Consider the following 15,252-nt stretch of genomic DNA (forward strand, 5'->3'; position numbering starts at 1 on the left):
GTCACAACCCTGCCGGCCGCACGCTCGTTGCGCCCGCCGCGCGCAATTCCGCCAGCTCTTCTTCGCTGTGGCCCAGCACGCCGGCCAGCACTTCGCTGGTGTGCTGCCCGTACAACGGTGCCCCGTGCCGGATCCACCGCCTGGGCTTGCCAAGGAACGTGAAAGGCATTCCGACACAACGGAACGAGCCGGCGACGGGATGATCGACCGTTTCCCAGAATCCGCGGGCGAGCAATTGAGGGTCGCTCAGCAGCGCGGCGGCCTCCGTGACCCGCGCCGCGGGCACCTGCGCGGCGCGCAGCACGGCGACCGCGTCGCCCACCGGGCGTCGCGCGGTCCAGTCCGAGAGCAGCTTGTCGATCTCGTCCGCGCGCTCCCGCCACCCGGCCTCCTCGTTTCCGAGTTCGGGCTTGTCGATGAGCGCGGCCAGACCGGCGCGTGCGACATCGCTCGTCGCGGCGAGTGCGACCCATTCGTCGTCGCCCTGGCAGCGATACACGCCCTGCGGAGCCGCGCCGGGGCCCCGATTTCCCTCTCGGCGCATCTGGATTCCGTTGCGGGAGTGTTCGAGCAGCATTTCAGCGGCGACATTGAGCGCCGACTCCACCATCGTGGACTCGACATGCATGCCGGTCCCGTCCCGGTCGCGGATCACCAGCGCCGCGACGGCCGCGAAGGCGGCGTGCAACCCGGCGATCGGGTCGCACACGCCGCGCGGAATCACCGGCGGCCCGTCGGCATGCCCGGTCATCCACGCCATGCCGGTAGCCTGCTCCATCGTCTGTGCGAACCCGACGCGGTCGCGCCACGGGCCGTCGAGGCCGAACGCCGGCATCCGGACCATGACGGCGCGCGGATTGGCCGCGTGCACCGAATCCCATTGCAGGCCGAAGTTTTCCATCACTCTCGGGGAGAAGTTCTCGATGACCAGATCACTCGCGGCGATGAGCTCCAGCGCCAACGCCCGGCCGGCGTCGGTGCTCAGCTCGACGCTGATGCCGCGTTTGTTGTTGTTGCTGCACAAGAAGACTGGGCCCCACTCCCACCACTGGTCCCAGTCGGGTGGGCGGCCCGCGGAGAACCGCATGCCATCGGCGCGGCGAACACCCTCGAGCTTGATCACGTCCGCGCCCAGCGTACCGAGGAATTGGGTGGCGACCGGCCCGGCCCAAAACGCGGTGAAATCGGTGATCCGGATGTCGGACAACGGAAGTGTGCTCGCTTCAGCGAGATTGGGACGGGCGGGGCGAGGCGGCCAATGCACCCGGCCGTTGTCGGCGCCCAGCAGCGGAGGCAGCCCGGGCGGGCGGGTCGCGATGGCGTCGCTGCGATACGGCACCCTCGGCTGCAGCACCCCGATCTCGGATTGGACGAACACGCCCCGCTCCACGAAGTGATCGACCATCGGCAGTGTGGCGGGGGAGCCGATGGGCGCCACGGGGATGCGGAATGCCACCGCGAGATCGACGATCTCCTGCGTGGTCCGGGTCTGGGTCCACTGCGTCACCATGTCGAGGAACTCGTCGCGGCGCTCGACTCGACCGACAAACGATGCCAGCTCGGCGTCATCGACCAGCTCCGCGCGATCGATCATGATCAGAAAATCCTGGAACTGCTGCGCGGTGATCGTGCAGAAGCCAACATTGCCGTCGGCCGTGGGGACGATCGACGGCAGTTCCAGGCTGCGTTGGTGCAGCAGGGAATCCGCGCCCAGGACGCTGGCCGACATGGCGGACAGCCCGCCCATCGCGATCGCCATGGCCTCATACGTCGAGACGTCGATGACTTCGCCGCGGCCACCCCGGGTGGCGTGCCGGGCCGCGGCGGCCGCGACCGGGGCGGCGAACGAAGCCGCCAACCACTCCCCCAGCCGGCCGCCCGCCTGGACCGGTTCGTCGCCCGGCCAGCCGCGGCCGGAGATCGAGCCACACAACGCTTGCAGGATGAACTCGTTGGCGACCAGTTGGTCGTCGACGTAGGGGCCCGTCGTGCCGAACGGTGTCACGGCGACCACAACCGCCGACCAGCCGGTGTGCGCCGTGATGTCGTCGAGTGTCCATCCGTCGGTCAGGTCGGTGAGCACCACGTCGGCGCCGGCCAACAGCGCCGTGACCTCGGCGTCGTCGTGACCCACCACCGATTTCTTGCCCGCCGCCAGGTAGCCGAACAGCGCCCCCGGCTCGCCACCGGCCGACCAGCCGCGCATCGAATCACCCTGCGGGGATTCGACTTTCACCACGTCGGCGCCGGCGTCGGCGAACATCTTGGCGCAGTAGGACACCGCGATCCCGTTGGACAGCTCCAGCACACGCCAGTCGGCGAACGGTGCCTGGGCCGCCACGCTCAATTGCCCAGCGTGGTAGCGCGGCCGGCGATGCCGGCCACCTCGGCCGTCACCGGCGTGGCGTCGCGCTGTTGCAGAGCGAACTGCGTCATCCGCGTCCACGCGTCACGGTCGCGCTGGCTGGCCTGGCGGCCGACGTGGGTGACCACGTCCACATCCGTCGCCTGCGCGCGCAGCTGGCCGGCCCGGGCATGCTCCTTCGGTATGTACCGGAACGGGTCGAAAGAGTATGCGGCCATCGCATTTTCGTGGGTGATCTTGTTGATGACCGCATCGTCGAGGTGACCCATCGTCTCGATGATGTCCTCGGGCGCAAACGGCCAGTTGCTGTCAGAATGCGGGAAGTCGGATTCCCAGCACAGCATGTCCTCGTTGAACCAATCCATGTTGCGCACACCGACTTTGTCGCTGATGAAGCAGGTGTAGAAGTGCCGCCTGAACACGTCGCTGGGCCCTTCGTAGCCCGGCGGGAAGGTCGCCAGCGTCCAGCCCGAGTGACGGTTGTAGACATGCTCGGCCCGCCATAGGAAGTACGGGATCCAGCCGACATCGCCCTCGGTAAGCGAGAACTTCAGTTGCGGGAAGTCTGCCCAGAACTCGGCCCAGATCAGCTCGGTGAAGGTGAACATGCTCATCATCGACGAGGCCGTCATCTGCACACTGGGCGGAGCGTCCGTCGACACCTGCGGGGATCGGGACGCGGAGCCGACGTGCGTGCACAGCACCGTTTTGTTCTCGCAGACCGCCTCGAACAACGGATACCAGTACTTGGTGTGAATACTGGGCATTTGCAACGCTTCTGGGTTCTCCGAGAATGTCACCGCGTGACATCCCTTGTCCGCCAGGCGCTTGACCTCCTTGGCCGCCTCGGCGACGTCGTACAAAGGCAGGATTCCGCACGGGATGAAGCGCCCCGGATAGGCCGCGCACCATTCGTCGACGTGCCAGTCGTTGTAGGCCTTGATCATCACCAAGTTGACGTCGCGGTCGGGGCCCTGGTTGAGAACCTGCCCGGAGAACCCGGTGAAATTCGGGAAGTTCAAACCCGCCAGCTGACCGCCGGCGTTCATGTCACGCACCCGCTCGTCGACGTTGAAGCAGCCCGGCCGCATCTCGTCGTAGCGTGAGGCGTCGATGTTGTACATCTCGCGGGGCTTGCCGGCGACGGCGTTCAGGCCCATGTTCCGCCCGCGCACCTGGCCGTAATACCACTGCTGGACGCCGTCGGGCTCCATGACCACCCGCGGCGCGAGCTCTTTGTACTTCGCCGGAACATGCGCGTCGAACATGTCCGCCGGCTCGGCGATGTGATCGTCCACGCTGATCAGGATCAGATCGTCTTTATTCATGCCGCACTCCTCGAATAGAGCGACTAGTAGGCAATGATCTCAGTCACAGGGTCAACGCCCGCCGTTGCTGCTTCTGGGAAGTCACAGTGGCGATAACAGCAGTAATATACCGCTGGAGTCGCGACAAGCAACCGCGTCCACCCAATTCGATAATCAGTGACTAATAGTCCATACGCATAAGACGCGTGCCGGGGTCTGAGATTGCCGGATCGTGACCAGCGGTCGCCGTCGCATGCCACCATGAATCATGGCTGGGCCCGAGTTGAACACGAGCAAGGTGGTGCGACCCACCAATGCCGACGTTGCTCGTTTGGCCAGTGTGTCGACGGCGACCGTCAGCTATGTCCTGAACAACGCGGCGGGCCGCAGAATCTCGGCGCAAACACGTGAGGCCGTCCACCGCGCGGCCGAGCTGCTGGGCTATCGGCCCAACCTCGCCGCGCGCAACCTCGCCCGGGGCAAGAGCGGCGTGGTTCTGTACGTGGTGCCGCATGTGGCGGTCGGCGAGATGCCGATGATCGCCGGCAGCCGAATGACCACCGAACTGGCGCGCCTGGGTCTGCTCCAGGTACAGATCTTCGAGACCGACGACGATCAGCACGTCGTCGATGCGATCGAGAACCTCGACCCGATCGCGGTCACCAGCCTGTTCCCGCTCAGCGAGGCCGCGTCGAACTCGCTGCGGGCCGCGGGCATACCCAATATCGAGATCGGGACGCTGCCCGCACTCGGAGACCCGCACCTGTCCATTGGCGAGATGCGGGTCGACCATCTCGTCTCGCGCGGTCACCGGCAGATCGCGTTCGCCTACACCGGAATTCCGAGATGGCGCATGCTGGGCGACTACTGGTTCGAGGGCGTCGCGCGCGCGGCGAAATCGCGCGGTCTGCCGGGGCTGGCCGTTGCCGAGCTGACCGTCGACAACGCCGCGGAAGTGGTGAGCGGATGGGTGCGCGACGGCGTGACCGCCGTGTGTGCACAAAGCGACGAGATCGCCTGCCTTGTCCTGCACGGTATTCATGAAGCGGGGCTGCGGTGCCCGCGTGACCTCGCCGTGATGGGCGTCGATGCCACCCCGATGGGTGTGGTGAGCAGCCCGCCCCTGACCACCGTGCAATTCGTATCGCGCGCCGTCGCCGATATCGCGCTCGCCGCTCTGCTCGAACGGTTGGGGTACCCGGCTCCGCCGTCGGGTGGGCCGAGCGAGATCGCCCATCTGATCGTGCGCTCGTCGACCTAGGCAACCGCGGGCGTCCGCGCGGAGATAGTTCGCGCTGGCATACTCCCGTGTGAGCGGCCCGCCGGATAGGAGCAATTCGATGGACATCGTCGACGCCCAGGTGCACGCCAACGTGCTCGGCACCGAGGTCACGCTGGCGATCATGGATGCCCTGGGTATTGCGGGCGTGGTCTTCGACGAGTTCGACAGGTTCACCCAGGACGGCTTGCTGCCCGGCTATCGCCTGGCCAACGGAGCCTTTCGCTGCGTGGGGCCGAATGCCGAGGCGGCGGCGATGAGTCATCCCGAGCGGTTCGCCTTCCTGATGCGAGTGGATCCGACAGACCCGGGCCTGGAATCCTGGGTCGAGACGCTGACCGCCGCGCCCGGTTTCAAGGCCCTGCGCACCACGATGTTCACCCCGGCCGAGGGTGCGGTGTTCGAGGAGGGCGGGCACGATCGGCTGCTGAAAATCGCACGGGCCCATGGCTTGCCGGTATTCGTCACGTGCCCGGGACGGGTGCCGCACCTGGCCCAGTACGCGCAGCGCTTCCCGGAGGTCCAGTTCGTCATCGACCATTGCGGTGCCGCGTTCGATGCGCCGCCCGGCCAAGCCGGCATCGACGACGCCGTGGCGATGGCGAGCTACGCCAACGTGGCCTACAAATGGGCGCACGCGGCGTCGTTCCTGTCGAGCGAGCCCTACCCGTTTGGCGACCTCGAACCGAAGCTGCGCCGCGCGCTCGACGCCTACGGGCCACAGCGCGTGATGTGGGCCAGCGACTACACGATGACCCGGCACCGCGCAACCTGGGCCGAGACACTGTTCAGCATCCGCGACGCCGCGTCGCTGTCGGAGGACGAGAAGTCCTGGATTCTCGGTGGAACGGCCCGACAGATTCTGAAATGGCCTGCGCCGCAAGCTAGCTCGTAGTTACGTCAGGCGATCGTAATCGCGGCCAGGCCCTGGCGAACCCGGTCGGGCAGCGATCCCCCCTCGCTGAGCCAGTCGTCCATGGCGATGCGAACCGCCGCCATCGCCAGCGCACCGATCAGTCGGGGCCTGGGATCTTGCGCAGCCGGCTCGGGTAGCCGGGGCGCGATCAGTTCGGCGATCGCCGATTCGTAGCGCACGTAGATGTGAAGATTCCACGCCTCCAGCGTCTCGGATGATCTTGTCAGCTCACCTAATTCACGCACCTGGTCCTCGATCTCGGCGAATCCGACGGCGAGGTCGCCGAAGGCCGCGGCGACGGCCTCGACGGCGGTCAGATGGTCCGGCTGCGCGGCCAGCGCGCCGGTGATCCGGTTCAGCCAATGGACGTTCATCCCCTCGGAGACGGCGTCTTCCTTGGAGTTGAAGTAGCGAAAGAAAGTTGCCCGACCAATGCCGGCCGCGTCGGCGATACGGTCCACGGTCGCCCCCGCCAGTCCGACATCGGCGACCAGTTTCGCCGCGGCCGCCGCGATGCGCTGGCGCGTCGCCGTGCGCTTTTGTTCCGCGAGGGACATCGACACAGATGTCACAGACATCCACCCACCATATCCCGGGGCAGAGCCGGCATCACAAACCGAGCCCGGTTCAATCCAAATTGTTGTTACCGAGACTTAATTCGTCCGGAACGTGGCCATATCATTGTCATCGCGCCATGTGAGACGAAAGTAGTTGTGCAACATCATCATCAAGATGAATAGGTCTCATCACGAATTGCTATTGGACCCAGATTATTCGTCACTGCGAGGATCCCTTGGAAACGTCGGCCAAATCGAAATCCCCGGAGACACCAATGGATCAGAGTTTAGTGCACAGTGCGCGCGAAACCCTCGTGGAAGGCGTCGGACGGCGTGACTTCGTCAGGGCCGTCGCGGCAATCGGCGCCGGTGTCGGGGTAGCCGGCGTCGCGGCCGGTTGCACCCGAACCGGTTCGGCCGCTTCAACTTTGGGAGCACCGAAGGTTCTGCAGCCGGGTGAGGGCAATATCGGGGGCAACCACTACCTGCAGTCCACCCCCGACCAGGTGCTCTGGGGCTATGTGCCGAACGTGCATGCCAAACCGGTGCTGCAAATGAAGTCGGGCGAAACGATCACCATCGACGCCGTCTCGCACGAGGGCATCCTCGAAGACCAAGGGCGCAATCCCGTCGCCTATTTCGGGTCGAAGGGCGTCTCCCAATCCGATGTCCTCACCGACGCCATCGCGATCGCAGCGGAATATCGCCGCACACCACGCAATTTCGACAAGGATGGACCTCACGTGGTCACCGGGCCGGTGTTCGTCGAGGGCGCACAGCCAGGAGATGTGCTCAAAATTGAGACGCTGGAGGCGACACCGCGGGTGCCCTACGGCGTCGTCTCGAGCCGGCACGGCAAGGGCGCGTTGGCACGGACCCCGGACGGGAATGCGCCCGCGGGGATCACGCTCGACGAGGTCATGCCGCCGGTCAGCCAGGACCACCGGCCCAACCCCGACCCGACGAAATACGGCGACGCCTTCACGTTCACCGCCATCGAGGACGGTTACGGCGTCATGCGCTACCAGAAGGCGTCGGTACGGTTCCCGCTCGACCCCTTCATGGGCATGATGGGTGTCGCTTTTTCTCAGGACACCGATCTCACGGCGGCGAGCGCCAATTCGATCCCGCCCACGCTGGGCGGCGGCAACATCGACATCCGGTTACTGGGCGTGGGCTCCACCTTCTACCTGCCGGTGTTCGCCGAAGGCGCGCTGTTCTACGCCGGCGACCCTCACCACGCGATGGGCAGCGGTGAGGTCGCGCTGACGGCGATGGAAGGCTCGCTGCGCGGAACGTTTCGGCTCACGGTGTGCAAGCCGAAAACGGGTGACGCACCGTCGGTGGCGTATCACTACCCCTTCGCCGAGACCGCCGATCTGTGGGTGCCGATCGGACTGTCGGATCCCGACGCCAGCGTCAACGGACAGATCAACGACCTCAACGTGGCGATGCGCCGGGCGGTCGTCAATGCCCTCGATTTTCTCGAATTCGACAGGGGCATGGAGCGCGCGACGGCATACGCGTACCTTTCCGCCGCCGCCGACTTCTCGGTCTCGCAGGTCGTCGACCGCACCGTCGGCGTGCACGCCCAGATTTCCAAGTCGCACTTCAAGTGATTCACGGGTTCCCAGGAGACCGCCCATCGTCTTAAGATGAGACTATGTCTCACGCACCTGCGATGACGCCGATCGATCAGGCGGCCCCGCAATCACGCGCCGCATGGCAGTTCTTCCAGCAGATGATCGCCGACGTCACCAAGATCGTGACCGAGGACGCCGAATCCGAGCGTGAGCTGCTCGAGGGGCTGCGGGTGATCGCCCGGGTCTCGTCGCTGTGCTCGCAAATGGCCGTCGAGGCCGACACCGCACGCCCGGCCTTCTTCGATATGTGCTCGGACACCAGGATGATCGGCGGACCCAATCCCGACGGCAACTACTTCCTGGCGATGATCCGCGGCGACCGGCGCTACCGGATCACCGGCGCCCGCGGCACGACGGCCTACCTCGGCTTCCAGATCCTGGCCGGCACCGGGCTGACGCCACGGCGGATGTCCAACTACGTCGGCGACACGCACCTGGACCTGAACTCCGGCGAGTTCGCGCTGGTGCTCTCGCCCGACGAGCCGGCCGATCTGGGCGGCGCGCAGTGGATCCAGATCCCCGACGACGCGTCGTCGGTCGTTGTCCGGGAGTACATCGGTGACCGCGATTCCGAAGAGCTGGCCACCATGCGCATCGAGGCACTCGACCCCGATCCGGTGACCGCGTTGTCCGATGACGAACTGGCCGAACAATTCACCGCGATGGCGTGGTCGTTGATGAAGCTGACCACGCTGCACCGCACCATCAAGCCCGAGCTGCTACAGCAGCCGAACACGCTGCTGACCGCCGAGGCCGCCGATCTCGGCGCGGCCGACACGACGCCGGACAACCTGTACATGATGGGCACCTACCGGCTCGATCCCGGCCAGGCGCTGGTGCTCGACATCGAGCCGCCCGACACCCGGTACTGGAACGTCACGCTGGAAAGCGTCTGGCATGAGTGCTACGAGCCACGCCGCCGGCACAGTTCGGTGACCAATCGCGGCGTGCAGCCGGACGCCGACGGCCGGGTGCGTATCGCGATCTCCGCGCAGGACTTCGGATTTGGGCATTGGCTCGACACGGGCGGCCGTCATCGCGGCTTCGTGGTGGTGCGCTGGCTGGACAACCCCAACGCTCCCGACGTGAAGGTGTCCGTGCGCGAGGGCCGGGAGCAGGCATGACGCTGCGGGAGCGGTTCAACCCGGAGAACCTCATCGCCGCAGCCTGCGAACAGGTCGGTAGCGACGACTTCGGCGACGACGGTTGGCAGCCCGGGCTGGAACGGGTCGCCGACGGGCTGGTCAACGATGCGCGGCTGTCGCCGATCGGTGTCGAGGTTGCCCACCTCGATCTGATGCGGGCCCTGAAGAACCGGCTCGGCGTGATCGCCTGGCGCAAGCAACATCCCGAGATCGCGGACAAGCCGATCACCGCGCCGATCTTCATCGTGGGGCAACCGCGCACCGGGACCACCATCCTGCACGACCTGCTCGCGCAGGATCCCGAGCTGCGCGCTCCGTTGACCTGGGAGGTCGACGAGCCCTGTCCCGTCCCGCAACCCGAGACCTACCACAGCGATCCGCGAATCGCGCAGGCGCAGGCCAGCATCGACATGTCCGAGCAGATCGTTCCCGGCTTCCTGGCATTTCACCCGATGGGCGCGCTCCTCGCCCAAGAGTGTGTTCGCATCACGGGCAGCGAGTTCACCAGCATGATCTACACGGTGCAGTACCGGCTGCCGAGTTACTATCGCTGGCTGCTGTACGAGGCGGATCACAGCGGCGCCTACCGCTATCACCGAATCTTTTTGCAGCACCTGCAGTCTGGCATCCCCGGACAGTGGCTGTTGAAGTCTCCGGCACACCTCTGGCAGCTCGACAAGCTCCTCGCCGAGTACCCCGACGCGTTGATTGTGCAGACGCACCGCGATCCGCTCAATGTCATCTCGTCGATCGCCGCGCTGACCAATCACTTACGGCGGATGGGCAGCGACGAGACGAACATCGCCGAGTGCGCGGCGCAATCGTACGAGGAGATCACCGTCGGCCTCGACCGCGGGATGGCAATGCGCGACCAGGGCGTTGTGCCGGACGGCCGCGTGATCGACGTCCAGTTCGCCGATTTCGTGAAGGACCCCTGGACGACGATCAAAGATATCTACGCCTCGCTCGGCCGCGAGCTGAAACCCGAGGCCGAACAGAAGATGCGTGAATTCCTGGCCGCCAATCCGGGCGACGGCGGACGCGGGCGCTACACCTGGTCGGACACCGGCCTGGACGCCGGCGAAGTGCGTGAGCGGGTGCGTGCGTATCAGGAGCGCTACAACGTGCCGACCGAGGAGCTGCGATAAGCCAGCCGCGTGAAACTAGCTTCACGCTCGGCACTGGGGTGGGGTTAGTCAGCCGGCTCGTAGCGCAGCATGGTGACGTCATGTTCGGGATAGTCGAAGAACACCGGGCGCACCCGCATGCCGACGCTGAGATCACCCTGTTCGACATTGACCATCTCGGTGGAAAACCTTGGGCCCTCGTCCCATTCGACGATCGCGAGTAGCTGCGGAACCGCGTCGGCGAAATGCGGGCTGACGGGCCGGTGCGCCACGGTGAACGAATACAACGTCCCCATCCCGGAAATCTCGCGCCATTCCAGGTCGTCGGCCAGCGTGCGCGGCGCGCGTACCCGCGGATAGAACACGTACGCGTCCGACGACGGCGAGTACTGAACGACGATGCGGTGCTGGGCTAACGCATCCCAAAACGGCGCGGTGGTAGGCGTTTTGACGGGCATCGGACGTTCGAAAGTCGCCATGTGTCCTCAGTCTCCCTGCAAGATGAGTGTCGTCTGCTCGGAAAGAATTCCGCCATTGCCGGACACGAAAGCACGGTTGCAGTCGGCGACTTGCGCCGCGCCCGCGCGACCCATGATCTGGCGGGTGGCGTCACAGACATGGTGCATACCGCCGGCCAACCCCGCCTGGCCAAAGCCGAGCTGACCGCCGGCGGTGTTGAGCGGAAAATCGCCGCGGAAGGTCAGGTCATGCTCGGCGACGAACTCCATCCCGGTGCCCTTCTCGCAGAAGCCCGCGTCCTCCAGCGACAGCAGAACGGTGATCGTGTAGCAGTCGTAGATCGACACCATGTCCATCTGGTCGCGCGTCAGATCGGTCATGGCGAACGCGGTGTCGGCGGCCTCCGCGATCGGCGTATGCAGCAAGTCCGCGGCGTAGGTCGGGGTCTTGAAGGGCACATGCTCGCCAAAGCCCTTGATCCACACCGGACGATTGCGCGAACGCCTGGCCAGATCGGCGTTGGCGACGACCACCGCGGCACCCCCGACGCACGGCATGACGATCTCCAGCATGTGCAGCGGATCGGCGATGATCGGGCTGGCCAGCACGTCCTCGACGGTGAGTGGCTTGTCCCTCCAGATCGCGCCCTCGGTGTGGTTGGCGTTGACCCGCGTGTCGACGACGAGCTTGGCCATCGCCCGCTCGTCATAGCCGTAGATCGCCGCATAGCGCTGGGCCACCTGCCCGTAGGGCCCGTTCTGGCCGAGATTGCCGTACGGAATCTCGAATTCGGCTTGCGGAGAACCGTATTGATTGCTCGACGACCCGAAATACAAGGCGTCACCATAAGCCTTGGGCTTCTTGGGCGACAACGGCGTGATGTACCGGGCGGGCAACGCGCACAGCACGGCCTCACAGATGCCGAGTTCGACGGCCGCGGCCGCCCGCCACACCATGGCCGCGGCGCTGGCGCCACCGAGGTCCACGTGCTCGGCGAATCGCGCTCCCACACCGAGATATTCGGCGATCGTGGAGGGTACGAAGATCTCCGACTCGGATAGGTGTGACGCCACGATGCCGTCGACGACCTCGAAAGGCAGCCCCGCATCGGTCAGGGCGGCGGCGCCGAGTTCCGCCCATTGTTCAAGGGCGAACGGCGCGGGCGAGGCCTTAGTCATCCGCTCCGGCGCCAGCTCGACGTATCCGACGATCGCGGCCTCTCCGCGTAATCCCATGGTGTGTCCTTATTTTCGGGCTTTACTTGCGCGGCAGGCCGAGAATCATCTGCGCGATGATGTTCAGCTGAATCTCCCGCGTTCCGCCGCCGATCAGTTCGGCGGGCAGATGCAGATAGGGCGCCACGACAGCGGGTTCGGAGTCGGTGACCATGACCGTCTGTCCGGTCAGGCGCAGCGTAGCCTCGAATGTACGGCGCAGCAACACATTCATCGCCACCTTCGCGATGCTCGACGCCGGACCGGATGCCTGACCATCCAGCAGCCGTATGGTTTCACGCACGCCGAGTGCCCGGATCGCGTTGGCGTAAGCGTCCAGTTCGCCCAGCGCCCGCTCGGCGTCGTCGCGCTCGGGGCCGGGCTCGGCCGCCAACTGCCGCAGCGCAACAGCACGGTCGAACTTGACGTATCCGCTGATGGCGGAACGCTCTTCGGCCATCGTGGCGATAGCGAGGCTCCAGCCGTCGGTAGGACCGCCGAGCAGCATGTCGTCGGGGACGAATACGTCGTTGAGGAAGACCTCGTTGAAATGCGCTTCCCCGGTCGCCGTCTTGATCGGCTGGACCTCCACCCCCGGCGATCGCATGTCGAGGATGAAATACCCGATCCCGCGGTGCTTGCCGGCCTCGGGGTCGGTGCGCGCCAGCAGCGCGCCCAGGTCGGCGTACTGCGCCAACGACGTCCAGATCTTGTGGCCGTTGATCCGCCAACCGCCGTCGACCTTGGTCGCCCGGGTGGCCAGCGACGCGAGGTCGGAGCCCGCTCCCGGCTCACTGAACAGCTGGCACCAATGAATGTCGCCACGCTGCGTCGCCGGAATCAGACTCTCCTGCAGCTCTTTTGGCGCCGCGGCCAGGACCGAGGGCAGGATCCACTCGGCGATGTTCAGCGACGGCCGGACCAGCCCGGGCCGCTTGGCGAACTCCTCGTCGATGATGAGCTGCTTGAGGGGACCGGCATCGACGCCCCACGGCGCCGGCCAATGCGGCGCCATCAGACCGGCGTCCGCGATCAACGTGCGCTGCGGCCCCATGGCCTGGTCCTCGTAGTCGCCGTGCGGTGCGGGTCTGTCGTTGCGCAGCTGCTGGGCGGCATCCAGCGTCTCGGCGACCCAGGACCGGAACTCCGACTCGGCGTCGCCCAGATTGACCGACATGTCGCGCTGCTGGGCGCAGCCCAGCTGTCCCAGCAGCCGGGCCCAGCGACTGGCCGGACCGATCGATCCCGCCAGGCTGATGGCCCGGCGCCAATACAGGTGCACGTCGTGTTCCCAGGTGAAACCGATGGCGCCGAGCATCGTCAGCGCGTCGAGCACCAGGTCCGGTGCCGGTGCGATCGCGATCGTCGCGGCTCCGGCCGCCGCGAGCCGATGCTGGTCGGTCGACTCGTCCGCGGCGCGCACCGCGTCCCAGGCCGCCGCGGTGGCCAACTCGCTGTTGACCAAGAGCATGGCCGCGCTGTGCTGCAGCGCCTGGAAAGTCCCGATCACCTTGCCGAACTGTTCGCGGGTGCGCAGGTGCGCGGTGACGACGTCGACGCACCACTGGGTGATACCGGCCGTCGTGCTGGCGACCAGACCCACAACGACGCATGCCGCGCGATCGTCGTCGATTCCGCTCAGAACGTCGGACTGGCCGGCGTGATAGTCGTCGAGCCGCAGCACCCCGACGTCGACGACGAGATCCGTTCCGGGCGCGGATTCGACTGTCGCAGTGGGCTGTTCGGTGTCCACCGCCACCCAGACCGTCTCGCCACCGTCGGTGCGGGCACCGACCAGGATCACCCGTGCCGCACATACGCCGGCGGTGACCTTGGAGCTCCCGGTGACCAGCCAGCCCGGACCGTCGGCGCGGGCCCGGAAATCCGCGTCGCCGGACAGCACGACAGCGGCGGGTGCGCCCGAAGCAAGATCGCGGATCAGCGATTCGGTGGCGGGTGTCGGATCTGCCAGCAGCGCGACGGCTCCCGTGATCACGGTCGGGAGCAGCGGGCCGGGCAGCAGCGACTTGCCCGCCGATTCCAGCACGCACGCCGCATCGATCAGCCGCCCGCCCTGACCGCCGAGGTCTTCGGGCAGGTGAACGGCGTGAAAGCCGTTGGCCACCAACGTATCCCACCACTCGGGTAGCCGACCAGCCGCCAGGGCGTCGAAATTGTCTCGGGTGGCGGCGATCGGGGCGTGCCGGCCGGCGAACTGGCCGACGGCGGTGCTGAGATCCTGCTGCTCGGGAGTCAGTCCCAGGGTCATGATCGCGGCCGCATAGTGGCGAACATGGGTTTCGGCCGCACCGGCTGATATCCTTTCGTCTGACAAGACGAACCGTCTCGTCTTGTGGAAGATTACCGGGGCCGGTCGAGGTCTGTAAAGCGACCCCGGGGCCCCGCGGCCAGCGGCGAGGACGGCGAAGGGGCCTGACACACGAGGATCACCAGATGCCAACCGATCTCACTCAGGCGAGTACGCCGAGACGCCGCAGCGAGAAGTCACGGACGGCGATCGTCACCGCCACCCGTGAACTCCTGCTCGAGCGCGGATTCGACGGATTGACGATCGAGGCGGTCGCCGCGCGCGCCGGGGTGGGAAAGCAGACGATCTATCGCTGGTGGCCCAGCCGCCCGGCACTCGTGGCCGACGTCATGCTCGAAGACGCCGACAAGATTCTCGCGTCGGTCGATCACACCGACGACCTGGCCGCCGACCTGGTGGGGTGGGTGCGCAAGCTGGCCTCGACGCTGACGACGGAGCGCGGCGCGGCAATGCTGCGGACGTTGACCGTCGCCTGCATGGAGCACGAGGAAACCGCGGCCAAGTTGCGCGTCGGATTCAGTTTGCCGCTGCACGACAGCGTGCGCACCAGGCTGTTGGCCGACGGCATCGATGCGGCCACCGCCGAGTCGGCCGCCGATGCCATTGTCGGCGGCGTGGTATATCCGATCCTGTCTGACGCACGGCAGTATTCACGACGGCGGGCCGAATTGACCACGCAAATCATCGTTGAGGCCTTACGCAAACGCTGAACTCGCCGGATTGCGCGATTGGGATCGGGGCCGAAATGCGGCCTGGGCGCCCGGAGAAATAGTTAGATCAGCGAGGCACCTCACGGCCCATCCGCGAAATTAACGGTTCCGCATAAACGTTGCGCGTCACCGCCGTGGTCGCGGTGAAAGTCGCTGGCCTACAGCATCATCAATACGGATTGCCGGTATCACGGATTCGGA

Annotated in this window: 12 protein-coding genes; 6 read left to right on the forward strand and 6 right to left on the reverse strand. The window is 66.2% G+C overall.

Annotated elements, in window-relative coordinates; translation table 11 throughout:
* Window position 1: 1 nt before the first annotated feature.
* Window positions 2–2,341, reverse strand: a complete 2,340-nt coding sequence (locus G6N55_RS16640) for a CaiB/BaiF CoA-transferase family protein (RefSeq protein WP_085222264.1) — start codon at window positions 2,339–2,341, stop codon at window positions 2–4.
* A gap of 2 nt (window positions 2,342–2,343) precedes the next feature.
* Entirely contained in the window at window positions 2,344–3,693 is a 1,350-nt protein-coding gene (locus tag G6N55_RS16645) for an amidohydrolase family protein (RefSeq protein WP_085222263.1), read from the reverse strand.
* Window positions 3,694–3,940: 247 nt separating this feature from the next.
* Between G6N55_RS16645 and G6N55_RS16650 the strand changes: the two genes are divergently transcribed.
* Both G6N55_RS16650 and G6N55_RS16655 read left to right on the forward strand, forming a co-directional pair.
* Window positions 3,941–4,933: a LacI family DNA-binding transcriptional regulator gene (locus G6N55_RS16650; RefSeq protein WP_085222262.1), complete on the forward strand. Its 993-nt coding sequence runs from the start codon at window positions 3,941–3,943 to the stop codon at window positions 4,931–4,933.
* Between the two features lie 79 nt (window positions 4,934–5,012).
* Entirely contained in the window at window positions 5,013–5,846 is an 834-nt protein-coding gene (locus tag G6N55_RS16655) for an amidohydrolase family protein (protein ID WP_085222261.1), read from the forward strand.
* A 5-nt stretch (window positions 5,847–5,851) separates the two neighbouring features.
* Here the strand turns inward: G6N55_RS16655 and G6N55_RS16660 are convergent, their stop codons facing one another.
* On the reverse strand, window positions 5,852–6,445 hold the full coding sequence (locus tag G6N55_RS16660) for a TetR family transcriptional regulator (RefSeq protein WP_085222260.1): 594 nt from the start codon (window positions 6,443–6,445) through the stop codon (window positions 5,852–5,854).
* A gap of 254 nt (window positions 6,446–6,699) precedes the next feature.
* On the opposite strand from G6N55_RS16660, the gene G6N55_RS16665 reads away from it, so the two are divergent.
* The 3 genes from G6N55_RS16665 to G6N55_RS16675 are packed head-to-tail and all read left to right on the forward strand — an operon-like array spanning window position 6,700 to window position 10,360.
* Window positions 6,700–8,043 (forward strand): acetamidase/formamidase family protein, encoded by a 1,344-nt coding sequence (locus tag G6N55_RS16665; RefSeq protein ID WP_085222259.1) that lies wholly within the window; start codon window positions 6,700–6,702, stop codon window positions 8,041–8,043.
* Window positions 8,044–8,087: 44 nt separating this feature from the next.
* The gene (locus G6N55_RS16670; protein WP_085222258.1) at window positions 8,088–9,191 is read left to right on the forward strand and encodes a DUF1214 domain-containing protein; all 1,104 of its coding nucleotides are present in this window, start codon (window positions 8,088–8,090) and stop codon (window positions 9,189–9,191) included.
* Entirely contained in the window at window positions 9,188–10,360 is a 1,173-nt protein-coding gene (locus G6N55_RS16675) for a sulfotransferase family protein (protein ID WP_085222257.1), read from the forward strand. Before G6N55_RS16670 ends, G6N55_RS16675 begins: the two co-directional genes overlap by 4 nt.
* A 44-nt stretch (window positions 10,361–10,404) precedes the next feature.
* Here G6N55_RS16675 and G6N55_RS16680 read toward each other — a convergent pair whose 3' ends face one another.
* From G6N55_RS16680 to G6N55_RS16690, 3 genes are read right to left on the reverse strand one after another with little or no spacing between them, the layout of a single operon-like run.
* Entirely contained in the window at window positions 10,405–10,818 is a 414-nt protein-coding gene (locus tag G6N55_RS16680) for a Zn-ribbon domain-containing OB-fold protein (protein ID WP_085222256.1), read from the reverse strand.
* A 6-nt stretch (window positions 10,819–10,824) separates the two neighbouring features.
* Window positions 10,825–12,033 (reverse strand): thiolase family protein, encoded by a 1,209-nt coding sequence (locus G6N55_RS16685; RefSeq protein WP_085222255.1) that lies wholly within the window; start codon window positions 12,031–12,033, stop codon window positions 10,825–10,827.
* A gap of 22 nt (window positions 12,034–12,055) precedes the next feature.
* Window positions 12,056–14,281: an acyl-CoA dehydrogenase gene (locus G6N55_RS16690; protein ID WP_085222254.1), complete on the reverse strand. Its 2,226-nt coding sequence runs from the start codon at window positions 14,279–14,281 to the stop codon at window positions 12,056–12,058.
* Between the two features lie 185 nt (window positions 14,282–14,466).
* Here G6N55_RS16690 and G6N55_RS16695 point away from each other — a divergent pair, with 185 nt between their 5' ends.
* The gene (locus G6N55_RS16695; protein WP_085222253.1) at window positions 14,467–15,051 is read left to right on the forward strand and encodes a TetR/AcrR family transcriptional regulator; all 585 of its coding nucleotides are present in this window, start codon (window positions 14,467–14,469) and stop codon (window positions 15,049–15,051) included.
* Window positions 15,052–15,252: the final 201 nt, after the last annotated feature.

Source organism: Mycobacterium florentinum (assembly GCF_010730355.1).
Lineage (GTDB): Bacteria > Actinomycetota > Actinomycetes > Mycobacteriales > Mycobacteriaceae > Mycobacterium > Mycobacterium florentinum.